General features: G+C 41.1%; 19 protein-coding genes and 1 tRNA gene. 15 read left to right on the top strand and 5 right to left on the bottom strand.

Translation table 11 applies throughout. The annotated features are described in order from the left end of the window. Positions 1-94: 94 nt before the first annotated feature. Positions 95-430, top strand: a complete 336-nt coding sequence (locus GDK41_RS09205; RefSeq protein ID WP_152086133.1) for a zinc ribbon domain-containing protein YjdM — start codon at positions 95-97, stop codon at positions 428-430. A gap of 104 nt (positions 431-534) precedes the next feature. Here GDK41_RS09205 and GDK41_RS09200 read toward each other — a convergent pair whose 3' ends face one another. From GDK41_RS09200 to GDK41_RS09180, 5 genes are read right to left on the bottom strand one after another with little or no spacing between them, the layout of a single operon-like run. Then, on the bottom strand, positions 535-864 hold the full coding sequence (locus GDK41_RS09200) for a TusE/DsrC/DsvC family sulfur relay protein (RefSeq protein WP_152086132.1): 330 nt from the start codon (positions 862-864) through the stop codon (positions 535-537). 3 nt (positions 865-867) lie between these two features. Beyond that, positions 868-1140 carry a tRNA 2-thiouridine-synthesizing protein gene (locus GDK41_RS09195; RefSeq protein WP_152086131.1) on the bottom strand — a complete coding sequence of 91 codons (273 nt, stop codon included), beginning with the start codon at positions 1138-1140 and terminating at the stop codon, positions 868-870. Beyond that, positions 1137-1493: a DsrE family protein gene (locus tag GDK41_RS09190; protein WP_152086130.1), complete on the bottom strand. Its 357-nt coding sequence runs from the start codon at positions 1491-1493 to the stop codon at positions 1137-1139. The genes GDK41_RS09195 and GDK41_RS09190 overlap by 4 nt, the downstream gene beginning before the upstream one ends. Beyond that, positions 1490-1843, bottom strand: a complete 354-nt coding sequence (tusD, locus tag GDK41_RS09185) for a sulfurtransferase complex subunit TusD (RefSeq protein WP_152086129.1) — start codon at positions 1841-1843, stop codon at positions 1490-1492. The genes GDK41_RS09190 and tusD overlap by 4 nt, the downstream gene beginning before the upstream one ends. 55 nt (positions 1844-1898) lie before the next feature. Continuing rightward, a complete protein-coding gene (locus GDK41_RS09180) occupies positions 1899-2564 on the bottom strand; it encodes a Bax inhibitor-1/YccA family protein (RefSeq protein ID WP_152086128.1) in 666 nt (221 codons plus the stop codon). A 237-nt stretch (positions 2565-2801) separates the two neighbouring features. Here GDK41_RS09180 and GDK41_RS09175 point away from each other — a divergent pair. The 14 genes from GDK41_RS09175 to GDK41_RS09110 all read left to right on the top strand — a co-directional run bounded on the left by GDK41_RS09175 (position 2802) and on the right by GDK41_RS09110 (position 23709). Next, a tRNA-Ser gene (locus GDK41_RS09175) sits at positions 2802-2892 on the top strand. A 134-nt stretch (positions 2893-3026) separates the two neighbouring features. Further along, a complete protein-coding gene (locus GDK41_RS09170; protein ID WP_152086127.1) occupies positions 3027-3401 on the top strand; it encodes a hypothetical protein in 375 nt (124 codons plus the stop codon). Between the two features lie 142 nt (positions 3402-3543). Next, the gene (locus tag GDK41_RS09165) at positions 3544-4005 is read left to right on the top strand and encodes a GAF domain-containing protein (RefSeq protein ID WP_152086126.1); all 462 of its coding nucleotides are present in this window, start codon (positions 3544-3546) and stop codon (positions 4003-4005) included. Beyond that, positions 4002-4283 (top strand): hypothetical protein, encoded by a 282-nt coding sequence (locus tag GDK41_RS09160; protein ID WP_152086125.1) that lies wholly within the window; start codon positions 4002-4004, stop codon positions 4281-4283. The genes GDK41_RS09165 and GDK41_RS09160 overlap by 4 nt, the downstream gene beginning before the upstream one ends. A gap of 12 nt (positions 4284-4295) precedes the next feature. Next, complete coding sequence (proQ, locus tag GDK41_RS09155; protein WP_152086124.1) at positions 4296-4946, top strand: RNA chaperone ProQ; 651 nt, start codon at positions 4296-4298, stop codon at positions 4944-4946. Positions 4947-4958: 12 nt separating this feature from the next. Then, on the top strand, positions 4959-6989 hold the full coding sequence (gene prc / locus GDK41_RS09150; protein ID WP_152086123.1) for a carboxy terminal-processing peptidase: 2031 nt from the start codon (positions 4959-4961) through the stop codon (positions 6987-6989). Positions 6990-7172: 183 nt separating this feature from the next. Then, positions 7173-8630: a Na+/H+ antiporter NhaC gene (nhaC, locus tag GDK41_RS09145; RefSeq protein ID WP_152086122.1), complete on the top strand. Its 1458-nt coding sequence runs from the start codon at positions 7173-7175 to the stop codon at positions 8628-8630. 44 nt (positions 8631-8674) lie between these two features. Further along, positions 8675-11269 (top strand): aminopeptidase N, encoded by a 2595-nt coding sequence (gene pepN / locus GDK41_RS09140; RefSeq protein ID WP_152086121.1) that lies wholly within the window; start codon positions 8675-8677, stop codon positions 11267-11269. 10 nt (positions 11270-11279) lie between these two features. Then, positions 11280-11501 (top strand): DUF2835 domain-containing protein, encoded by a 222-nt coding sequence (locus GDK41_RS09135; protein ID WP_152086120.1) that lies wholly within the window; start codon positions 11280-11282, stop codon positions 11499-11501. A 236-nt stretch (positions 11502-11737) separates the two neighbouring features. Continuing rightward, complete coding sequence (locus tag GDK41_RS09130) at positions 11738-13855, top strand: DUF1302 domain-containing protein (RefSeq protein WP_152086119.1); 2118 nt, start codon at positions 11738-11740, stop codon at positions 13853-13855. Between the two features lie 11 nt (positions 13856-13866). Continuing rightward, entirely contained in the window at positions 13867-15234 is a 1368-nt protein-coding gene (locus GDK41_RS09125) for a DUF1329 domain-containing protein (protein WP_152086118.1), read from the top strand. A 106-nt stretch (positions 15235-15340) separates the two neighbouring features. Next, positions 15341-16339, top strand: coding sequence for a WD40/YVTN/BNR-like repeat-containing protein (locus tag GDK41_RS09120; protein ID WP_152086117.1), 999 nt, complete (start codon positions 15341-15343; stop codon positions 16337-16339). After that, positions 16339-18669, top strand: coding sequence for an efflux RND transporter permease subunit (locus tag GDK41_RS09115; RefSeq protein ID WP_152086116.1), 2331 nt, complete (start codon positions 16339-16341; stop codon positions 18667-18669). The genes GDK41_RS09120 and GDK41_RS09115 overlap by 1 nt, the downstream gene beginning before the upstream one ends. A gap of 201 nt (positions 18670-18870) precedes the next feature. Beyond that, positions 18871-23709, top strand: coding sequence for an NAD-glutamate dehydrogenase (locus tag GDK41_RS09110; RefSeq protein WP_152086115.1), 4839 nt, complete (start codon positions 18871-18873; stop codon positions 23707-23709). The last annotated feature ends 62 nt before the right edge of the window (positions 23710-23771 follow it).

The following is a 23771-nucleotide window of genomic DNA, read 5'->3' as shown; positions in this document are numbered from 1 at the left end:
CAGTACAGTCATCATGTATTCAGTGATATAGTTGCGCTATATTCACTCTCTTTCATAGAGAATTGTTCTTAATAAATAACCAGAGTTGTAGTGTATGTCTTTACCTCCTTGTCCAAAATGTCATTCAGAATATGTTTATCAAGATCAGGACAACTTTGTATGTCCAGAGTGTGCTCATGAGTGGAACCCTTCGCAAGTTAGCGAAGATGACACGGTTAACGTAAAAGATGCAAACGGCTCTTTATTGGCGGATGGCGATAAAGTAACGGTTGTTAAAGATCTGAAAATTAAAGGCAGCTCTCAAGTAATAAAAATTGGTACAAAGGCCGTTGTGAGACGGGTGTTAGATAAAAAGGATCATGAGTTAGACTGTAAGGTTGATGGGATAGGTGAAATGATGGTAACGGCGAAATTTGTGAAAAAGGCCTAAATACCTTAAAGCGGCGTTTATATCGAAAATAACATGAGCTGAAGTTAAACATTATTCACCCCATTAAACGCCGCTTTAAAGACCGTACTCAATCCAGCGTGTAATTAAATACACCTTGCTGGCTTTGGTAAACCTGCAATTTTTGTAGCTTGTTTTGCTGGGCCCTTGGGAAACAATTTGTATAAATACATGCTGTTTCCTTTATCTTCTCCCAGCGCTTTCGCCATGGCCTTAACCAACATACGTATTGCTGGGCTGGTACTGTATTCTTCGTAAAAGTCACGTACAAAGTTAACTACTTCCCAATGGGCCTCAGTCAATGTGATGCCTTCTTGCTCAGCAATAATGGGAGCAAGCTCAGGGGTCCATTGAGTATGATCAAGCAAGTATCCTTGTTTGTCAGTTTCTATTGATTGATTGTTTAATTCCAGCATTTTTTACCAAGTAATTGATTTTTCAGCGTTATCTATAAGCGTAACCCACTCATTATCATCGATTAAGGTGTAGCCATAATCTGTTGCTATGCCCCTTGCAAGGGCACAGTGAGAGAGCATATAGCCTTTAGCAGGAAGTTGCCTGTAAGTGGCATGATCATAGCATGCATCAGCTGTGAGCAATACTACATCGTTATTAGCTAAAAGTTGCTCTATCTGTAAGCTATTGTAGTAGGATGCGGGTTTAGAAAATATATGTATTGTTCCTATACTCATAGCGTTACCACGAAGTCTTGTTGTTGTATTAATGCTTGTTGCTGCGGTTTATTTAAAGTGATGACATTGACGCTCAATTGGTCATCGGTTAGGTGATACTTTGCCTTGGCTTGTTCGCAAATGTATACCTGCTCGACATCGTATATTTCTAGCGTTTTGATTGCTTTAAAGTGGTCTTTTAGGCCTAAATGCGCTGCTGATTGGCCCTTTTTTAAGGCAAGTACAGCGCTGTCTAATAGCAGCCAAGAGATATTCTGATCGATAGCTGCATATATCAAAGTTGTATCAAGTGCATCACGTATCTTTTGCCCATCAAAGGGGCTGGATGTGCTAATCGCTAATATCTTCTTCATTTGAATTGCACCCATTTATCTGCTTTGGCGCTAAGCATGGCAAATTCAGCTAAACCCGCTACGGTAAACACCGATTCATGACTAATATCGATTGCACGCTTTTGCGCAGCGGTGACACATAACATTAACGGAATACCTAAATCGGCGAGTGCTTGCCATGTTGCTTTGACATCTAATTCATCGGACGGCTGTTGCAAATACGGTGAAGCATGGCTAACACCATCCTGATATAGAAAAATACATTCAACCTGATGACCGCTGTTCACAGTGGCATGAGCAAAACGCGATAACCGCTGTAATCCGTCATGATCTGCAATACCGGTATGCAAAGATAAAACAAATGTGCTCAAAATACGCCCATAAAAAAAGCCCCAATAAGGGGCTTATTCTAACAGAACTAACTGTTTAGTCATCACTTGCGCCTAAAAGAGCAAGTAATGAAGTAAAGAGGTTATAAATGTTTAGGTACAAACCAACAGTAGCTAGGACATAGTTGGTTTCACCACCATTTATGATGCGGCTAGTGTCATATAAGATGAAACCAGACATGATAAGCACTATAGCGGCATTTAATGCCATAAAAGCAACACTGCTACCGATAAACAAGTTAACTAAACTTGCAATAACAACCACAATTAAGCCAACAGTTAAAAAGCCACCCATAAAAGAGAAGTCTTTTTTAGTGGTCAGCGCATAAGCCGATAGGCCAAAGAAAATCAGAGCAGTAGAGCCAAGAGCCTGAGTGATAAGCATGCCGCCATTTGGCATTGCAGCGTAGTGGTTAAGTAGTGGCCCTAAGCCAAAACCCATAATACCAGTGAATAAAAACACTAAACCAATTGCAGAAGATGAGTTGGCTTTTTTGTGAATAACAAAAATTAAGCCCAATCCAACAAGAGAGCAGATTAAGCCTGTGAATCGTGGTAATGCCATTGTCATTGAAATACCTGCTGTGATAGCACTAAACGCAAGTGTCATCGCAAGCAGAAAATACGTGTTCTTTAATACCTTATTTGTTTCAACGGTCGACATTACCGGCTTAGCGGTTTCGTACGAGTGATTGAACGCCATGGTTAAACTCCTTAGTGAACAAAAGTTCCAATAAATAACTGAGTAAAGATTACCAAGAGTTATATGGTTCGGCAAACATTGTCGATCAAATAGAGTTGTAAAATGATAGAAAGTTCCATTTACCAGTGTAAGTTGCTTTACATTTGTACAAATGTGAGGTTTTTTGAGCACTTAAACTTTTTTTTGAAAAAAAAGCTTCACATTATGTCTAGGATTATCTAATATTCGCCCCGCTGCGGAGAGATGGCTGAGCGGTTGAAAGCACCGGTCTTGAAAACCGGCATACGTTAATAGCGTATCTAGGGTTCAAATCCCTATCTCTCCGCCACTATTCAATGAATAGTAAGCCCCTACAGTTGTAGGGGCTTTTTTATTTGTGCCTACCTTAGACTAAAGTCGACTAGTTAATATTTCATAATATAGCAATCTCAGTATTTATATTTTGATAGAGTAGTTATTAATATGAAACGAACGTTAGCCATGAGTGTATCACTCTCACTGCTGTCTCCAATATTTGTTGGTGCCTCCTTAGGGCTCTACTTTGCTGTTTCTAGTCAAGGTTCAGTTTTGGCAATATTTTTCAGTATGCTTAGTACTGCGCTTGCAAATGCTCATGTAGTTGGTTTGTCTATGGCGTTGCTTGTCGTGCCAGGTTATCTGGTATTGTATAAGCACAACAAAGTGCGTTACGACATTTTGCTTACATTGGGGCTCTTGGGTGGAGTGTTATTTAGTGTACTTTTTGCCGCTGACAGTGGACCTGCTTTAGTCGCTAATGCAGTAATGACGACACTGGCAGCAGGGTTGTTTTTATATGGCCTGCGGCGATTCAGCTAATATAGAGCATGTTGGCTGCTCTATATTTAGCCAAGTAGCACTATATTTACGGATATTTAATACTTTTTCGCCACAAAAGGTTTCAATTAATTCTGTGAAAGAGTACCTTAGACTTTTGTATGTTGTAACCGTGATTTAGTAGATGCAGAAGCAAGATTTTTATCAGTCACTCACAAAGCAAGCACAGGCGCTTACAAGTGATGAAAGCAATATTGTCGCTAATATGGCTAACCTGAGCGCATTGTTATTTACCTCTCTTGAGGATATCAATTGGGCCGGGTTTTACTTTGTCGATAGTCCGCAGGAACTCGTTTTAGGTCCATTTCAGGGGAACCCTGCTTGTATCCGGATCCCGATGGGTAAAGGCGTATGTGGCACAGCAGCCCAAACTCAGCAAACTCAACTTGTAGAAGATGTGCATGCTTTTGCAGGACATATCGCATGTGATGCAGCCTCTAATTCTGAGATAGTTATTCCTATCTTCAAAAACGGTAAAGTATTTGCTGTTTTAGATATCGACAGCCCGTCTTTATCACGCTTTGATAATGAGGATAAAGTTGGTCTAGAGGCTTTAGTAAAAAGCTTTGAGTTGACGTTATCGTGAAAGACTTATTAAACGTACAAGACTATTTGTTTTCGACTGCCGACGTGGGCGACTGGGAAGGCGAAGAAGAGCACGTTGCAGAAACGCTAAACGAGTTAATTCATTTTGCGTGGCAACAACTACCTGATGATCTTGAATGTGAGATCATCGATAATGTAATAAACGGTATTTGGGAACATCTTCGTGGCGATTTAGCTCTATTAGAAGCTGAATTTGAAGAGTTAACAGACTGGGTAACACACTATATCCAATCATCGTTAGATGAGCAGATGTCATAAATAGGTTCAAAAATGGAAACCACAAACAAGCTAAAAGATATTAATGAGGTACTGGACTTCCTGTATTCAGAATTTCCTCAATGTTTTAAACAAAAAGATGGCATCAAGCCGTTAAAAGTAGGGATCTTCAAAGATATAGCGGAGCGTATCGAAGGTTCTGAAAAGGTGAGTAAAACGCAAGTGCGTCAAGCATTGCGTAAATACACATCAAACTGGCGCTATCTTGAAGCGGTAACAAAGCATGAGTTTCGCATAGATTTAGACGGTAAAGATGCTGAAAAAGTAGAGCAAGAGCACATTGACCACGCTCAAAAAGCCTTAGAAGAAAGCCGTGCGAAAATGGCTAAGCGCAAAAAGCCACAGCGTCCTCGCCAAGATGGTGAAACAAAATCTTACAAAAAGAAAGGTGCACCGCATCCTCGTTCAAGCGATAAAAACGCTAGAGTTAATAAAAAGCCTGCTCCTCAGCAAGCCAAACGTAGCTCTGGTAAAGTTGAACCTTTACCTGCCAACGAGGTCAAGGTTAATAACAAAGTTAAAGTTAAATTAGGCCAAGCACTTGTTAATGCAACTATCACTGAAGTGAACAAAGATGAAGTTCATGTAGAGCTAGTTACAGGCATGCAAGTAAAGACTAAAGCAGACAGCCTATACATCGTTTAAGGAGTTGTGCGTATGAGTAAAAAGTTGACACTCATTCCAATTGTTACCGCGTTAATATCTGGGGTGGCATTTGCATCATCAAACACCGTTACTGAGAAGGACATTCCGGTCTTAGCGCCAGAGTCTCAACACACAACGGCCAGCAAACGAGTGACCAACTTATTTACTCGCCAACACTATAAGCGATTTAGTTTCGATGACGCTTTGTCTGAAAAAATATTCGATCGTTTCGTTGATTCACTAGATTACAATCGATCTGTTTTCTTGCAAAGCGACATTGACAAATATAACGGTTACAAAAAAAAGTTTGATGACGCATTAAAATCGGGCAAGTTAGAGTTTGCATACAGCATGTTTAATTTAAGCATGCAGCGACGCTTTGAGCGGTTTAAATTTGCGTTGGCATTACTTGAAGAAGAAATGACGTTTGATAAACCAGACGCGTTTTTTTACGACCGAGAAGATAGTGAGTTTGCAAAAACTCAACAAGAACTTGATGAGTATTGGCGTCAACGAGTCAAATCTGACGCTTTACGATTAAAGCTCACAGGTAAAGAATGGTCAGAGATAAAAGAAATTCTGACGAAACGCTATCGCAATACCTTAAAGCGCCTTGTACAAACCAATAGTGAGGATGCGTTTCAGGTAGTCATGAACTCTTTTGCCCGCAGTGTCGAGGCACATACCTCTTATCTTTCACCTCGCCGTGCAGAACAGTTTAAGATGGATATGGACCTTGAGCTCGAAGGTATTGGTGCGGTGCTTGGCTATGACGAAGATTACACCATTATACGCTCATTAGTCCCAGGTGGTCCTGCTGACAAGTCAGAGCAAATAAAGCCTGATGATCGCATTGTGGGGGTCGCGCAAGACAATAAAGAGTTTGTTGATGTGATTGGGTGGCGGTTAGATGATGTTGTTGATCTTATCAAGGGGCCCAAAGGAACCAAAGTAAGGCTACAGTACCTGAAAGGCTCTGATACACATGGCACACCGAAAGTAGTCGAAATTGTACGAGATAAAATCCGCTTGGAAGATAGAGCGGCTAAATCTGAAGTATTCGAGGCTAAGTATTCAGATTTAACGAGCAAAATCGGGGTGATCGAAATCCCTAGCTTTTATAATAATTTATCAAAAGATGTAAAAGTAGAAATTGCAAAACTTAAAGAGCAAAAGGTGGATGGCATTGTTATCGACCTGCGCCAAAATGGCGGAGGATCGTTATACGAAGCAACACAGCTTACAGGTTTGTTTATTGATCAAGGTCCTGTTGTGCAAATTCACACCGCTTACAACCGCGTTGAAGCTCAAAAAGACAGAGATGGTGTAACATTTTATGATGGTCCTATGACTGTATTAGTTGACCGTTACAGTGCGTCTGCATCTGAAATCTTCGCTGCGGCTATTCAAGATTATGGTCGTGGTGTGGTTATTGGTGAGCAAACGTTTGGTAAGGGCACCGTGCAGCAGCATCGTGGTTTAAGTAAAAATTACGATTTGTTCAGTAACCCATTAGGCAGTGTGACCTATACGATAGCGAAGTTTTATCGTATCAATGGCGGTAGTACACAAAATAAAGGGGTGATCCCAGATGTGTTATTGCCTTCAGCAATTGAGCCAGAAGAATGGGGCGAAAGCCAAGAAGACAATGCGCTGCCTTGGGATAGCATAAAACAGGCTCGATATAATAGCTTGGATAACTTAAAGCCAGTTGTAGAATACTTACAATCTAAACACAAATCACGCATACAAAGTGAACCAGAGTTTAGGTACGTTTATGATGACATCGCGCGTTATAAAGAACAAAAAGACGATAAAAAAATATCATTAGTTGAAGCTGAAAGGTTGAAAGAGCGCAGCGAAGCTGAAAAACGTTCACTGGCTCGCAATAATGAGCGTCTAAAAAGGTTAGGTATGGAACCGGTTGAAAACCTAGACGATTTGCCAGAAGTGTTATCTGAACTAGACCCTTATTTAGAAGAAGCTGCATTGATCACTCAGGATCTAATTTCATTTGGTCGATTAGCTAAGAATGATGTTTAAACATTAAGCTAAACAGCTACAAAAAGGCGCTACGGCGCCTTTTTTTGTTACGACTTACGGCCTGAATTTGCTATTATTCAGCAAAGCGTTTTCGCGAATAACTAGATAAAACAATTGCCACAGCGTAAGTTTGTGCGTTAAGAATAATAATAAGCATGTATTTCATGCATAGGAGATTTCAGTTTGGAACAACCTAAACAACCCTCATTTTTAGATGCATTTGTGCCGATCACGGTATTAGTCTGTTTGCTAGGTGCCGCTGTATATTTATATGGCGATAACTCTTCATCTGGACCTAACCAAATAGCACTATTATTTGCTACTTTTACCGCTGCATTGGTTGGTTTAAAAAATGGCTACACTTGGAAGACCCTTGAAGAAGCAATGATAAAAGGGATCACCTTATCTTTGGGTGCAATTCTTATTCTATTAATGGTTGGTGCATTAATAGGTACTTGGCTGCTATCTGGAACCGTTCCCACGCTGATTTACTATGGATTGCAGATCATTAACCCAAGCTGGTTTTATGCCGCTAGTTGTATGATATGCGGTATTGTAGCAATGAGTATTGGTAGTTCATGGACAACAGCAGCCACGATTGGTGTCGCGTTGTTGGGCGTTGCTACAGGGTTAGGACTCGACCAAGTTGTGACAGCCGGTGCGGTAATATCTGGCGCGTATTTCGGCGATAAGTTAAGCCCATTATCAGAAACAACGAATTTAGCACCAGCCGTTGCAGGAAGTGATCTGTTTGAGCATATCCAACATATGCTTTGGACTACGGTTCCAAGCTTTATAATCGCTTTAATTATATTCACTTTTATGGGCTTTAGTGCAGATGTAAATAGTGATATTGGTCGCATAGAAGAAATAGTTAGTATCCTTGAAGGCAACTTTAATATTAATCCTGTGATGCTCGTGCCATTGTTAGTATTGTTGATTTTGGCATTCAAGAAAATGCCCGCCTTTCCTGCCATTTCAATCGGTGCAGTTGTAGGTGCTGTTTGGGCAATGCTATTTCAAGGCGATCTAATTCAAAATCAGATTGACGCTTCACAGGGCCAACTCGTGGGTTACTTTAAACTTGTGTGGGCAACTTTTTACGAAGGCTTTAGCATTACGACCGGTGATGGAAAAATGGACGACCTATTAAGTGGGGGAGGCATGTCAAGCATGCTAACCACAACTTGGTTAGTGATGACGGCATTGATGTTCGGTGCGATTATGGAAAAAACTGGTTTATTAGATATTTTTGTTCGCAGGATTTTAAAAGTAGCTAAAAGCACAGGTTCTTTAATTGCATCAACGATTGCGACGTGCATTGGCATAAACATTATCGCTGCGGATCAGTATATCGCTATCGTAGTGCCAGGTAGAATGTTTAAAGAAGAATATAAAAAACGAGGTCTGAAACCTGTAAATTTATCTCGCACTTTAGAAGATGGTGGCACAATCACGAGCCCGTTAATTCCATGGAATACCTGTGGTGCATACATGCAAAGTGTGTTGTTAATCAATCCGTTTGACTATGCATTATATGCATTCTTTAATTTAATTAATCCGGTGCTGGCTGTAATTTACGCCTATTTGGGAATCAAAATTTTACGTATCACGCCAAAAGCGACGGCACAGCAAGCTTAACGAACTCGCCCTGGTTATTCGGGGCGTTTTTTTGAGGAAAAACTATGCAAACTAAGCCTCAAGCTAAGTATCTAAAAGACTATAAAGAACCATCTCATCAGGTAGCTAGTTTAGATCTTACCTTTGATTTACACCCCACTAAGACAACCGTAAAAGCAAAAGCGCGTTATATCGCCTCTGAGGGCGCAACATCTTTAAAGTTAGATGGTGTTGAACTCAAACTACTTTCATTGACTGTTGACGGAAATCGCTTTGAGACTTACGAGTGTGGGCAAGACTACTTGCTATTAACTGATCTACCTACTGAGTTTGTACTTGAAATTGACACTGAGATCTCACCACAGACCAATACCTCCCTAGAAGGGTTGTATCTATCGGGTGGCGCGTATTGCACGCAGTGTGAAGCTGAAGGTTTCAGAAAGATAACTTACTTTTTGGATAGACCTGATGTGTTAACCGTTTACACAGTGACCGTTATTGGTGAGCAATCTGTCCCATTTTTGCTTGCCAATGGTAACAAAGTTGAATCGGGTCAATTGCCTAACGGACGGCACTTTGCAACGTGGCATGATCCCTTTAAAAAACCCAGCTATTTATTTGCGTTAGTGGCAGGGGACTTTGATCTTCTCGAAGATGAGTTTGTTACGGGGTCTGGGAAAAAAGTCGATTTGGCTTTGTTTGTTGACAAAGGTAACTTAAGTAAAGCTGATCATGCAATGGAATCTCTTAAGCGTGCAATGGCATGGGATGAGAAGCGGTTTAACCTAGAGTATGACCTAGACATATACATGATTGTTGCAGTTGACTTTTTTAACATGGGTGCCATGGAAAATAAAGGTCTAAATGTTTTTAATAGTTCATGTGTTTTGGCTAATCAGCAAACTGCGACTGATAGAGATTATCATACGATAGAGTCAATTGTGGGCCATGAGTATTTCCATAACTGGACGGGTAACCGAGTGACCTGTCGTGATTGGTTCCAACTCTCTTTGAAAGAAGGGTTAACTGTTTTTCGAGATCAGGAATTCAGTAGCGATCTTGGCTCTCGGGGGCTTAATCGTATAGATGCCGTTATGGCAATGAGAACACATCAGTTTGCTGAAGACGCTGGGCCAATGGCTCACCCAATCCGCCCGACTCAAGTAATTGAAATGAATAATTTCTATACTGTTACAGTTTATAACAAAGGTGCTGAAGTGATCCGCATGATGCACACTTTATTGGGCGAACAAAATTTTCAAAAAGGAATGCAACTTTATTTTGAGCGCCATGATGGTCAAGCAGTGACCTGTGACGATTTCGTTGCAGCAATGCAAGATGCTAGTAATGTTAACCTTACTCAGTTTAAGTTGTGGTATGACCAAATTGGTACACCAATACTTACAGTCACAACAGAGTATCACCCAGAAAGTGCCACATACGTCTGTACGATAACGCAACAATCTGCGAAAAATGACCCTATCCAAAGCCCGTTGCATATACCATTTGCAATTGAGTTACTCGATCAATCTGGGCATGCTTTACCATTATTTATTAATGGTGAACGAGTATCTAAAGTCATAAATATTACTGAACAAACTCAATCATTGGTGTTTGAGCAAGTTCCTGAGCGGCCTGTTGCGGTTCTACTTGAAGACTTCTCAGCGCCTGTGATAGTTAAATTTGAGCACAAGCTATCTGACCTTATACACATTATTGCACACGCTAGCAGCGACTATGCACGCTGGGAAGCGGCACAAAAGGCTTTCGAACTTGAAGTTCTAAATGGCGTTGAGCAATTTAACAGCTCTGGAAATATAGCATTATCTGAAGCGCTACTGGATACGTTCAAAGCATTACTAGCTAAAAGAAATGGTGATTTGGCATTGCTCGCAGAGCTTATTAGAGTGCCAAGTTTTGATACATTATCTTGCGTATTTGAGCAGGTACCCGTAGATGCGCTAAATGCATGTATTGAGCAGTTTGAAAAGGACATCGCCACTGCCCTACTGGAGCCTCTTAAACAGGCCTATGAAGCCAGTGTAGAAGCCGGGGCGCTTACACATGATGCCATTTCTGCGCGTGCATTGAAAAATGTCTGCTTATATTATCTGGCTCTTGTTGCTGACGAGCAAGTTTGTCAATGGATAAATAAGCAGCTAGATAGTGACAACATGACGCTTAAATTTGGTGCTCTAAAGGCAACGTTTAATGCCCAGTTGTCATCGGTTGATGAAGTGATGGCTAAATTCGATTCTCAGTGGCGACATGACTTATTAGTGATGGATAAGTGGTTTGCATTGCAAGCAACACTCGATAGTGAGCATGCGATTGCAAATATCAAGGGCTTGTACGGGCATCCGTGTTTTGATAAATCTAATCCGAATCGAGTAAGAGCACTAGTTGGAAGTTTTGCTCGTAATAATTCGCGTCAATTTCACCGTATTGATGGTGAGGGATACAAATTGCTTGGCGACTTGCTTATCGAGCTTAATGCAATTAATCCACAAAATGCGTCACGCATGCTCACTCCTTTTATGTCGTGGAAGCGTTTTGATGAACAACGCCAATCTTTAATGCGAGCACAACTAGAGCGCTTATCACAACTGCCAGATCTAAGTGATGATCTATATGAAAAAGTTGAAAAAGCATTAAGTTAGGTGAGACAAAGTGCAGGAATATTTTTTTACAATATACCTTACATACGATCAATGTATGCAGTACTACCAAGGTAATATTAAATATATTCAGGTAACGGAGGATACAGGAAAGCGGATTCGCTTTCCTGCTGTTCATATTAGAAAGTTTGTTTCATCTTTGGGTATAAGAGGGCGCTTTCGGTTATGTCTAGATGGCCAAAATGGCTTTGTTTCTCTTGAAAAAATCACTTAATGCAGAATTTTAAGCTTATCCTATTGTATTTTTAGTAAATGGGTTTGTTATAAAGTTAAATTACGTGTTATAAATTATCTGGTAGGACGTCTTACCAAGAGTAAAATAGCGACCTAAAAGCTAAAAAGCACCGATTGAACGCGTTCCATTTGTAATTTAGATAATTCGCTTCTATCGTTACGACAACAAAAAACAACAACTTGATTAGAAAATACCCGCCATAAGGGGGAGAAATAATGATAAAAAGATCGCTTTTTGTGAAAAACAAAATCATGCTCGGTCTTAGTGCTGCTGCGCTCTCAATGAGCAGTGCACCTTTACTTGCTGCAAGCTTTCAAGTCGGTGATTTTGATATCACTTTCGACTCGACTTTTTCTTACGGACAGAGTATTCGCGTTGAAGACAGAGATTTTCAATATATTGGCAAAAGTAACCATCCAAGATTTGATTGGTCTGGTTACAACGCGTTAACCGGAAATACCGTATATAGCTCTGCCGATGTATGGTCTACACCAGGCGCCTATTCTAATAACGGTGACGCAGGAAACTTGAATTTCGACTCAGGGGATACGTTTTCGCAGTTAGTTAAAGGAACTCACGACCTTTCTATTAGCAAGGATAACTATGGATTCTTTTCTCGCTTTATGTATTTTTATGATTTTGCGATGGAAGATGGTGACTTTGCATACAACAACCCGGTTTCAGGTAAAAAAGTAGACCCTTGTGCCTATGATGAAACGAAAGAACAGGTATGTTCAGATATTCGTTTGCTAGACGCGTTTGTATGGGCAGACTTTGACCTCAATGATGGTAAAAACCCACTTTCAGTGCGTTTGGGCCAACAGGTTGTGAACTGGGGTGAAAGTACTTTGATAAGTCATGGTATTAACGTTAACCCTGTTGATATCGACCGATTAAAAGCGCCAGGTTCTGAAGTCAAAGAAGCATTGATCCCTGTAGGTATGCTTTGGGCATCACTAGGTATCACCGAAAATATTACGCTTGAAGGCTTTTATCAATATGATTGGCATGAGACGCGCCTGCCAGCATCAGGTAGCTATTTCTCAACAAACGATTTTGCGTCGGCAAATGGCTTCTCGCAAAATGTTCAGCTAGGGTTTACTTCTAACCCAGATATAGACTTACAACACCTAACAGACTCGTTAAACTCTCTACAAACCACGTGGCTTGGAGCACTAACAGCGCAGGGGTTAGACGTGACGCAAGCTGGTGTAACCAGCAGCGAATCGGCACAGAAACTATTAGCTCAAATGTATCTAGCATATCCCACAAAAGTTGCTCTAAAAGGCAAGGGTGATGCAGGTAAAAAAGAACCAGAAGACGGCGGTCAGTATGGTTTGCGTTTAGGGATTTACTCGCCAGAGTTAAATGATACTGAAATTGCGCTTTATTACATTAACTATCATAGCCGCAGACCTTTAATATCTGGTAAGGCCTCAAACTTTACTAATGCGGCCATTGCGCAAGACTTGGCTTATATTTCAGGTAACACAATCACAGAAGATAACGTTACTAATCTAAATGCGTTCACTCAAGGTATCATTGAGTATCCAGAAGATATTAAATTATATGGTTTGAGTTTTAATACTGCATTGGGCGAGACGGCATTTTCGGGTGAGTTTACTTACCGCCAAGATGAACCTCTTCAGATTGACGATGTGGAGCTGTTGTACGCGGGTATGGTTGAGCAATTAGCTTATTCTGGCCGACGTGAAGATTTTGCGGGCTTCTCTCAACTTAGTGAAGGAGATGCTGTTGCGTATGTCGAGCCGGGAGAGATTGCACAGGGCTATGTATTAAAAGATACGTTGCAAGCTCAATTTACTGCCACGCACTTATTCGGACCATCTTTAGGTGCAGATAGCTGGGCAGTAGTGGGCGAGCTAGGTGCTGTTACAATTAAAGATATGCCTAATTATGATCAACTTCGTCTTAACGTAGCTGGTACAGGTCGAAGTGGCACCATCGAGGGCATCTCGGGTAAAGATTATAACTTGATCCATCAAGCAGTTTCGAACGGCCCTGAAGTGAACCCGTTCCCAACCTCGTCTGCATGGGGCTATCGTTTAATCGCTAAAGGGGTATTTAATAACCTATTCGCTGGCGTAAACTTTTCTCCTAAAGTTGTGTTTTCACATGATGTAAATGGTATTACACCTGATCCTATGTTCTTGTTTGTTGAAGATCGTAAATCGCTGGGTGTAACCATGAATTTCAATTATCAAAATGCATGGTCGTTTGATTTTGGCTACAACACCTTCTGGGGTGGTGGAGCAACAAATACATTCGCAGACCGTGATTTTGTGTCTTTCAATATCAAGTATTCAATTTAAGGGCTTTCAGTATGTTTAGAAAACCTACACTACTTGCCGCAACAATGATAACGATGCTATCGGCAAGCAATGCAATAGCAAAAATGTCGGCAGATGAAGTAGCGCGTTTAGGCGCTGATTTAACACCGATTGGTGCAGAAAAAGCAGGAAATAAAGACGGCTCAATTCCGGCATGGGATGGTGGCATCACGCAGCCGCCAGCTAATTATAAACCTGGTATGCACCACCCAGATCCTTATGCTGATGATAAGGTTTTGTTTACTATCGACAAATCAAATCTCGATAAGTACAAAGAGTATTTAAGTCCTGGACAAGTTGCATTGTTTGAAACGTATCCTGACACGTTCAAAATGAATATATACCCAACTCGTCGTAGTGCGTCGTATCCGCAATTTGTTTACGATGCAACCAAGAAATATGCTTCAACCGCAGAGCTTATTGAAGATGGTAATGGGATAAAAAATACCGCAATTGGTATTCCATTTCCGGTGCCAAAAGATGGTCTTGAAGCCATCTGGAATCACTTGTTGCGTTATCGTGGCTTATCGATTGCACGTTTTGGTGGGCAGGCGATGCCAACCGAGTCGGGTGACTATAACTTAATTGGTTTCGACGAAAAACTCTTAGTTAAGTACTCTGCATTAGATGCAACGCCAGAAGAGCTTAAGGAGTCAAATGTACTGTTTAAGTTTAAGCAAAGAGTAACAGAGCCTGCTCGATTAGCCGGTACTGCGTTATTGGTGCATGAAACAATGGACCAAATTTTAACGCCTCGCCAAGCTTGGACTTATAACACGGGTCAGCGTCGCGTGCGTCGTGCGCCAAATGTAGCATACGACGCACCGGGAACAGCGTCGGATAGCTTGCGTACTACGGATGACTTTGACATGTTTAACGGCTCACCAAACCGCTATAACTGGACACTTAAAGGTAAAAAAGAGTTATATATCCCGTACAATAGCTATAAGCTTCACAGTGATAAGCTTAAATATGATGACATCTTAAAGCCTGGCCATATTAATCCAGAACATGTGCGCTATGAAAAACACAGAGTATGGGTAGTAGAGGCGAATCTTAAAGAAGGTACTCGACATATTTACAAAAAACGCGTGTTTTACATAGACGAAGATAGCTGGCAAATCCACATTGCGGATCTTTATGATAATCGCGACCAAATGTATCGTGTAGCGATGGCGCATGGCTTGAATTACTACGAAGTACCAACTCATTGGAGTACATTAGACGTTTATCATGATTTGAACTCTCGCCGTTATTTAGCTATTGGCTTAGATAACGAAGAGCAAATGTATGACTTTAGCCAGTCTTTCCAAGACAATGAGTTTACGCAAAGCGCGTTACGCCGTGAGGGCAAACGTTAAGCCTGAGCTCGATCAACTCCTGCTAGCGGTCAATGCGACTGCTAGCATTTCTATATTATTTCGGCGAGTTCTCGCCTCTTGTCACGTTTATTTGAGTAGTTTCAGCATGATAAAAACAACCATTGCAAGTGTCTGTGTACTGTTTTGTACGACCGTGAGTGCACAAACCACTCCTGAGCCCGCATTACAAGTTAACCACCCTGAAAGGACCTTATTTACAGACATTGTTGATAATGAAGGTACGCTGATAGCAGTTGGTAAGCATGGCACGATAGTGACTAGTGAAGATGGTCACAATTGGCGACAGGCGCAAGTACCTATACAGTCATTGCTGACTGCTGTTACTGCACTGAGCGCCGATAAATCTTGGGCATGTGGTCACGATAGTAGTATTTTGTTCAGTGGCGACAAAGGGCTTAGTTGGCAGCTTCAACAATATTTACCACAGCAGCAAAAGCCTTGTTTAGACATAGAGTTTGTAGATAGTAATAAAGGCTTTGCTATTGGCGCCTATGGCATGTTTTATCAAACTGAAGATGGTGGAAAAACATGGACAAAACGCTTTATCGACGACTTTGTTCATCCTGATGACAAAGACTATTTACGCAACTTAAAAGAAGAAGATCCTCAAGCTTATGAGGAAGAAACCAAATTCATATTGCCCCATTTTAATCGAATACTTGTACAAAAAGCCCGCATATATCTGGTAGGCGAAATGGGTCTCGTTGCTATGAGTGAAGACCAAGGTAAAACTTGGCAAAGACTTGAGGAGTTTTATCCTGGTTCATTCTTTGCGGTAGCACCATATTCAAATGAGCAAGTAATAGTGGCCGGCTTACGAGGCAATGCATTTGTTGCAAATGCCGATACGCTTGAGTTCGAAAAAATAAAAACACCTGTCAAAGCGACCATCAATTCACTCGTTTCATTCAAAGATACACTCTACATGTTGGCTAATAGTGGATTCTTGTTTGGTTACAATCAAGGTCAGGTTACCTCATCTCAATTAAGTAGCGGTCATGCGATACTATCGGCTGTTACCTTCAAAGATAAACTGATTTTAGCCACCGAAAAGGGGCTAAAAACTTGGGAGGCTAAGAAGTAATGAAAGCCGTTTTAAATAAATTAGAATACATTGTTTTTCGTCACAGGATGGCAGTATTACTACTGTTTACACTTTTGACGTTTTTACTTGGCTATAAAGCCACGCATATTCAACTGGATGCTTCTTTTAATAAAAACATTCCATTGCAGCATGAGTATATGCAACTGTATTTAAAGCATGAAAAGCAATTTGGTGGGGCAAATAGCATTTTGATCTCTGTATGTGATGAAGATGGTGATATTTTCAACCCCGAGTTTTTTAAGCAACTAAAAGCTGTTCATGATCAGTTATATTTTATCCCTGGTGTTAACAGACCACTTGTAAATTCAATATTTTCGCCTAGTGCGCGTTTTGTTGAGGTGGTTGAAGATGGTTTTGCTGGTGGTCCGATTATTCCTGCTAATTTTACGGCAACTGAGAAAGGGCTTGCGGTTGTAAAGCAGAATATAGAAAAGGCGAATGTGGTTGGGCGCATGATTGCCAGTGATTATAGCTGTGCGATGGTAAGTGCGCAGTTAATGGAAATAGACCCGCAAACACAAGAAAAGTTAGACACACTATCATTTGCGAAAAAGCTAGAGTCTCAAATTCGTGAGCCTCTAAGTACTGATAAAGTGAGCATTCATATTATCGGTTTTGCCAAAATGGCTGGAGATATAGCCGATGGCGCAAAAGGAGTTGTTTTGTTTTTCGCTGTTGCAATTGCCTTTACTTTTATTATGGTGTGGCTATTTTGCAAAAGCTTTAAACTAACATTGTTACCAATTGCTTGTTCTATCATTGCGGTAGTTTGGCAAATGGGGCTACTTTCAAGTCTAGGCTTTGGTTTGGACCCGATGTCTATTTTGGTGCCGTTCTTAGTGTTTGCAATAGGTGTTAGTCATGGTGTGCAAATGATTAACTCTATAGGTAAAAAAGTAGCTGAGGGAGCCACTAGTAAAATTGCAGCCCAAGCAAGCTTTAAAGCGCTGTTAATCCCAGGGGGAATTGCCTTACTTTCTGACACGGTTGGTTTTTTAACTTTGTTGGCGATTGATATAGGTATCATTAGAGAACTTGCAATTACGGCGAGTTTAGGTGTGGCGGTTATCATTTTCACTAACCTTGTGTTGCTACCAATCTTAGCTTCGTACTTTAATTCTAGTAAAATTAGACGGTTAGATGACGGTAAAACGGCAACTCATACGGTATTTACGCGTTTAAGAGAGGGATTAGTTAGCGCCACGGATAAAAAGTGGGCACGGGTGATCTTAGTGATATCAGGATTGCTATTTGTGTTTGGCTATTGGCAAGCGCAAAGCATGCGCATCGGTGATTTACATGCCGGCGCACCTGCGCTTCATCAGGATGCGCGTTATAATCAAGACACGTTCTTGATATCTGATCGTTACGCTATTTCCTCTGATATATTAAAGGTTATTGTTGAAGCATACCCTGCAGCATGTACTGAATATGATGCAATGGCTAGAGTGAGTCGCTTTCAATGGCGTGTTGAAAACCTAGCAGGTGTGCAATCAGCGGTTTCGCTTAGCTCTGTTGCGCAAGCCGTCAATGCGGGTTACAACGAAGGAAACCAGAAATGGCAAACCTTACCTAGAAATAGCGCGTCATTAGTGCAAGCTACGTCTCGCGTTGAAACAAGTACAGGTTTGCTTAATGGTGATTGCTCAGTGATGCCCATTATTATTTTTATGGAGGATCACAAAGCAGAAACCATCGATCATGTTGTCTCTAGCATTAAGCAGTTTGCTGAGGAAGAGGACACAGATAAGGTACAATTTAAGTTAGCCTCAGGGCCTATAGGGGTGATGGCTGCGACCAATGAATCGGTATCTGAGGCTCAATTACCGATGATGATTTACGTTTACGGTGCCGTTATTATCCTATGCTTATTGAGCTTTAGAAGTGTAAAAGCGACTATTGCTGTTGTTCTGCCGCTATATATAGTGTCGACCTTGGCGCAAGCACTAATGGTTAAACTCGAAATAGGTTTGACAGTGTCAACGCTACCTGTGATCGCTTTAGGCGTCGGCATAGGTGTTGATTATGGCATCTATATCCTGTCTTCAATGATGGGTCAATTGAAACAGGGAACCCCTTTATCGGTTGCATATAGAAATGCCTTAGCTGAGCGTGGTAGTGCAGTTTTATTCACCGGAATTACTTTGGCTATAGGTGTGAGTACATGGATTTTCTCAGCGCTCAAGTTCCAAGTTGATATGGGTATTCTTTTAACATTCATGTTTTTAGTCAATATGCTTGGAGCAGTGCTATTATTACCAGCTATAGGTACGCTTCTCTGGACTGACCAGAAAAAAAATCGTGAATAAATGTGCGTCTAAATAGCCAAGATTGGCTATTTATATCTATATTTTGTGAATAGATGAGCAAATGGCTGAAAAGCTTAAAATGTTTTCGTCGAAAAGGCTGTTTATTAGCGTCAGAAAGGTTAAAATTCTACTGACTCCACGCTAATAAACAGCTGTACACATAATCTACCGTTCAAAGGTGGTATAGATTAAGGAACACATATGACACAAAATGAAGGTCCAGCATCAGTTATCCTCGATAACGTATGTAAGTTGATCCACAAAAAAGTTCATGCAGAGAACGTGTCACTCGTTGAAACATTTGCCAAAGCTTTGTACAGCAATATGTCTAAAGAGGACTTGGCAAATCGAAACGATAGTGACCTATATGGCGCTGCACTTAGTCTTTGGAATTCTCTCGAAAAAAACAACTCAGACGAAGCGGTAATTCGCGTATTCAATCCTGAGGTGGCGAAAGATGGCTGGCAGTCATCTCACACCATCGTAGAGATTATTGCTAAAGATATGCCTTTTTTAGTTGATTCAGTACGTATGGCAATGAATCGCGAAAACATAGTTTCGCACTTGCTATTGCACAGTCCGCTAAAAATTCAACGCGATGATGCTGGAAAAATAACTGCTATTTCAAACTTAAAGGCAGAACAAGAGTCGACATCGACCAAAACAGTGTTCTTTATTGAGATAGACCGTCAAACAGATAAAAATGAGATAGAAGCATTTACTAAAGAGCTTGAGTCTGTGCTTCAAGATGTATCATTGGCAGTAGAAGACTGGTTACCTATTCGTGATAAACTCAAGTCAGTCATTAAAGACATCCCAAAACGTCATTTTAATTGCAATGAAAGCGAAGTAAAAGAAGCCATTGAGTTTTTAGATTGGTTAACTCAAGATAACTTTACTTTTATGGGCTATCGTCAATATGATTTAGAGCCAGTTAAAGGTGACTATGAGTTAAAGCACGTCGCAGATACTAGCTTGGGCCTAATGAAAAAATCAGCCGATGCACAAGGTCGATTGCTTTCTGAATTACCTGAAGTTGCGCGTAAAGAAGCCCGCAGTAACAATCTTCTCGTACTGACAAAAACAAATTCATTGTCTCGAGTTCACCGCCCAGCTTATGTAGACTATGTGGGTATCAAACGATTTGATAAGCAAGGCAATGTAATTGGGGAAGATCGTTTCATTGGTTTGTTCTCATCAAGCTTCTACAATAACAGTGCAGCTGATGTGCCTGTATTAAGAGCCAAAATCAATCGCATCATGCAAATGTGTGATTTTGCACAGGGAACGCACGCATATAAAGCTGTGTTAAACATACTTGAAACCTACCCGCGTGATGAGCTAGTTCAAGCGCGAGAAAGCGAACTTCTCGAAGTTGCAATGGGTGTATTACAAGTTCAAGAACGTGATATGTGTCGTTTGTTCGTTCGTAAAGATATTTATGGACGTTTCTTTTCTTGTATGGTGTATGTACCAAGAGAGCGCTATAACACAGCACTTAGACGTGAAACTCAACAATTGTTGGCTAATGCGTTCCAGTCAAAAGAAAAAGTTGAATTTACCACATACTTCTCAGAGTCTACGCTTGCTCGAACGCATTACACTGTGCGCGTAGCTGACAACAACATTGAATATAACGTGAAAGACATCGAAAATAATTTAATCGAAGCAGCCCGTACATGGGAAGATAAACTTCATGATTCATTGCTAGAAAGTGCAGGTGAGTCTCGTGGTAATGAGTTGTTTAGAAAATATGCATCTGCATTCCCTGGCGCATACAAAGACGAAGTGTTACCAAGTGCAGCTGTGGTCGATATTGAGAAACTAGAACAACTTGATGATGAGAACAAATTAGATATGTTGTTCTACCGCCCTCAAGAAGAAGCTAATTCTCAAATTGTTCGTTTAAGCTTGTTCCACAAAGATGTCCCCATTCATTTGTCAGATGTCATGCCAATGCTTGAAAACTTCGGTTTACGTGTAATTGGTGAAACACCGTATGCAATTAAATCAAGCGATGGTCAAGTTAATTGGATCATGGATTTCTCAATGCTGCTCGGCAGTAACAGTATTGCGGATTTCAATAAAGTATCAGCGCGCTTTAGAGCTGCCTTGACAAATGTTTGGCATAATCGCTTAGAAAATGATGGTTTTAACCGTTTAGTGCTATTGGGTGGCCTAACGGGTCGCGAAGCTTCAATTCTGCGAGCATACGCAAAATATATGCGCCAAATTGGGGTTACTTTCTCACAAACCTACATCGAAAGTACATTTGACCACTACCCGCATATAGCAGCGAAAATCGTAGATTTGTTTGTGAAGAAGTTTTCACCAACAAAACCTGCTGCTCAAAAAACCATTGATAAAGTAGTCGCTGGTATATACGAAGAATTAGAAAATGTTGCTAACTTGGATGATGACCGAATCATTCGTTTATATGTTGATATGATCAACGCAACGCTGCGCACTAACTTCTTCCAAAAAGAGCAAGATGGTAGTAATAAGTCTTACGTTTCGTTCAAAGTTAAGCCAAGCGAAATCCCTGATATGCCATTGCCTCTGCCGGCGTTTGAGATATTTGTTTACTCGCCGCGTGTTGAAGGTGTTCACCTACGTGGTGGTAAAGTAGCACGTGGTGGCTTACGTTGGTCAGATAGACGTGAAGATTTCCGCACAGAAGTATTAGGCTTAGTAAAAGCGCAACAGGTTAAAAATACAGTTATTGTACCTGTGGGCTCAAAGGGCGGGTTTGTATGCAAGCAACTACCTACAGAGCGAGAAGCGTTCTTTAAAGAAGGTCAAGAATGCTACAAAATCTTTATCCGTGGTTTGTTAGATATTACTGACAATATTGTTCATGGTGAGATTGTTGCGCCTCAAAATGTTATTCGCCACGATGAAGAAGATCCTTATCTAGTGGTTGCGGCAGATAAAGGCACTGCGACGTTCTCTGATATTGCCAATGGCATTGCGGAAGATTATAACTTTTGGCTTGGAGATGCATTCGCATCGGGTGGCTCAATTGGCTATGATCACAAGAAAATGGGTATTACCGCTAAGGGTGCCTGGGAATCTGTAAAACGCCACTTCCGTGAAATGGATATCGATTGTCAAACTACAGATTTTACTGTTGTCGGTATTGGTGACATGGCGGGAGACGTATTTGGTAATGGCATGTTGCTATCTAAGCACATTCGATTACAAGCTGCATTTAACCACATGCATATTTTCATAGACCCAACTCCTGACGCAGCAAGTTCTTACAAAGAGCGTGAACGTTTATTTGCGTTACCTCGCTCATCTTGGGAAGACTATGATAAATCTTTAATTTCTGAAGGCGGTGGGATTTTCTCTCGCGCGGCTAAGTCTATTACCTTGACACCAGAAATGAAGAAAATGATCGGCACTAAAAAAGCGAGCATGACACCTAATGAGCTGATCAAAGCCTTGCTTATGATGCCATCTGACCTGCTATGGAATGGTGGTATTGGTACTTACATTAAGCACTCAAAAGAGACCAATGCAGAGGTCGGTGACCGCGCAAACGATGCATTACGCATCAATGGTGCTGAGCTTGGCGCAAAAGTATTTGGCGAAGGTGGTAATTTAGGTGCAACCCAGTTAGGTCGTATTGAATTTGCTAGCAAGGGCGGACGCATTAATACAGACTTCATTGATAACGTTGGTGGTGTAGCGTGTTCAGATAACGAAGTAAATATTAAGATTTTACTAAATGGTCTAGTTGCTGAAGGAGATCTAACCAAGAAGCAACGTGACACACTACTTTATTCTATGACTGATGAAGTCTCGGAATTAGTGTTAGCTGATTGTTATCGTCAAACACATACTTTATCAATCACTAAGTCGAAAGGCCCTGCCACACTTAAAGAAAAAGTACGCTTTATTCATGCTCTTGAAAAAGAAGGTAAGCTGGACCGCACGATTGAGTTTTTGCCTACAGATGAAGAGCTCGCAGAGCGTGCAGCAGCCGATAAAGACTTAACTCGCCCTGAACTATCCGTGTTGGTTTCTTACTCAAAAATGGTACTTAAAGAGTCTTTGGTTGTTGATGATGTATCGGAAAATCCGTACTACCGTCAGTTACTTGTGAACTCTTTCCCTGTACCATTGCGTGAAAAGTTCAGTACAGCCATGGATAACCACCCATTGCGCAAAGAGATTATCGCCACGAAGTTAGCAAATAATATTGTTAATGACATGGGCTTGAATTTCATGGTACGTATGAATGAAGAGACGGGTGCGAGTGATAGTGAAATAGCACTTTGTTACTCAATTGCCAGTGCAATTTTCGAAATGAAGCATACATGGAATTCAATTGCAGCATTGGATAATAAGATCCCAGCAGCAGTGCAAACTGAAATGCTGTATCAGTTGCGCCGCACAGTTCGCCGCGCTACACGTTGGTTCTTACGTCATCGTAATAAAGCAATGACAATTGAACAAACCATAGCGTTCTTTGCCCCAGTTTTTGAGGATGTAAGTAAGAATCTGCAAAGCTATATGGTTGAGTCAGAAAGCACATCTATCTCAAGTAATGCTAAAAAACTGGAAGAACAGGGTGTACCAAGTGATATTGCAATGCGCATTGTTTCGCTATCAAGCTTGTTCTCTGTGATGGACTTAGCTGAAGTTGCACAAAACTCAGGCCGTAAAGTAGGGGTGGTTTCTAACACTTACTTTAAGCTTGGTGCAAGCATGGGTTTACATTGGTTCTTGGACCAAATCACTGCTCAGCCAGTGTCTAACCATTGGCAGGCGCTAGCTCGAGCTTCATATCGTGAAGAGCTTGATTGGCAGCAACGTTCACTATCAGAAGTTGTATTGAATAGCTTTGAAGGTGATGATGAGGATGTCAATGCGCTGATCGAGCAGTGGATGGATAATCAGTCTGCGCTGTTACACCGTTGGCAACAAATGCTTCAGGAGTTCAAAACGTCGCAAAGCCATGACTTTGCTAAGTTCTCAGTTGCGTTACGTGAGCTTATGTTACTGAGCCACAATTGTGACACTACCAAATAATTTTTAAATCGTTAAAATACCCCGGCCTTGCTGGGGTATTTTTTTGTCTGCATGCACTGCAG

It is taken from the genome of Pseudoalteromonas sp. A25 (assembly GCF_009176705.1).
Classification (GTDB): domain Bacteria; phylum Pseudomonadota; class Gammaproteobacteria; order Enterobacterales; family Alteromonadaceae; genus Pseudoalteromonas.
Note: the sequence above shows the minus strand (reverse complement) of the source record. Positions and strands in the feature narration are given on the sequence as shown.

What these genes read in the sequence shown, in the direction of transcription:
- GDK41_RS09165 (WP_152086126.1), top strand. Translation starts at nt 3,544, where the DNA reads ATGCAGAAGCAAGATTTTTATCAGTCACTCACAAAGCAAGCACAGGCG.
- GDK41_RS09130 (WP_152086119.1), top strand. Translation starts at nt 11,738, where the DNA reads ATGATAAAAAGATCGCTTTTTGTGAAAAACAAAATCATGCTCGGTCTT.
- GDK41_RS09190 (WP_152086130.1), bottom strand. Translation starts at nt 1,493, where the DNA reads ATGAAGAAGATATTAGCGATTAGCACATCCAGCCCCTTTGATGGGCAA.
- GDK41_RS09205 (WP_152086133.1), top strand. Translation starts at nt 95, where the DNA reads ATGTCTTTACCTCCTTGTCCAAAATGTCATTCAGAATATGTTTATCAA.
- GDK41_RS09125 (WP_152086118.1), top strand. Translation starts at nt 13,867, where the DNA reads ATGTTTAGAAAACCTACACTACTTGCCGCAACAATGATAACGATGCTA.
- GDK41_RS09180 (WP_152086128.1), bottom strand. Translation starts at nt 2,564, where the DNA reads ATGGCGTTCAATCACTCGTACGAAACCGCTAAGCCGGTAATGTCGACC.
- GDK41_RS09200 (WP_152086132.1), bottom strand. Translation starts at nt 864, where the DNA reads ATGCTGGAATTAAACAATCAATCAATAGAAACTGACAAACAAGGATAC.
- GDK41_RS09120 (WP_152086117.1), top strand. Translation starts at nt 15,341, where the DNA reads ATGATAAAAACAACCATTGCAAGTGTCTGTGTACTGTTTTGTACGACC.
- GDK41_RS09110 (WP_152086115.1), top strand. Translation starts at nt 18,871, where the DNA reads ATGACACAAAATGAAGGTCCAGCATCAGTTATCCTCGATAACGTATGT.
- GDK41_RS09170 (WP_152086127.1), top strand. Translation starts at nt 3,027, where the DNA reads ATGAAACGAACGTTAGCCATGAGTGTATCACTCTCACTGCTGTCTCCA.
- proQ (WP_152086124.1), top strand. Translation starts at nt 4,296, where the DNA reads ATGGAAACCACAAACAAGCTAAAAGATATTAATGAGGTACTGGACTTC.
- prc (WP_152086123.1), top strand. Translation starts at nt 4,959, where the DNA reads ATGAGTAAAAAGTTGACACTCATTCCAATTGTTACCGCGTTAATATCT.
- GDK41_RS09115 (WP_152086116.1), top strand. Translation starts at nt 16,339, where the DNA reads ATGAAAGCCGTTTTAAATAAATTAGAATACATTGTTTTTCGTCACAGG.
- pepN (WP_152086121.1), top strand. Translation starts at nt 8,675, where the DNA reads ATGCAAACTAAGCCTCAAGCTAAGTATCTAAAAGACTATAAAGAACCA.
- GDK41_RS09195 (WP_152086131.1), bottom strand. Translation starts at nt 1,140, where the DNA reads ATGAGTATAGGAACAATACATATATTTTCTAAACCCGCATCCTACTAC.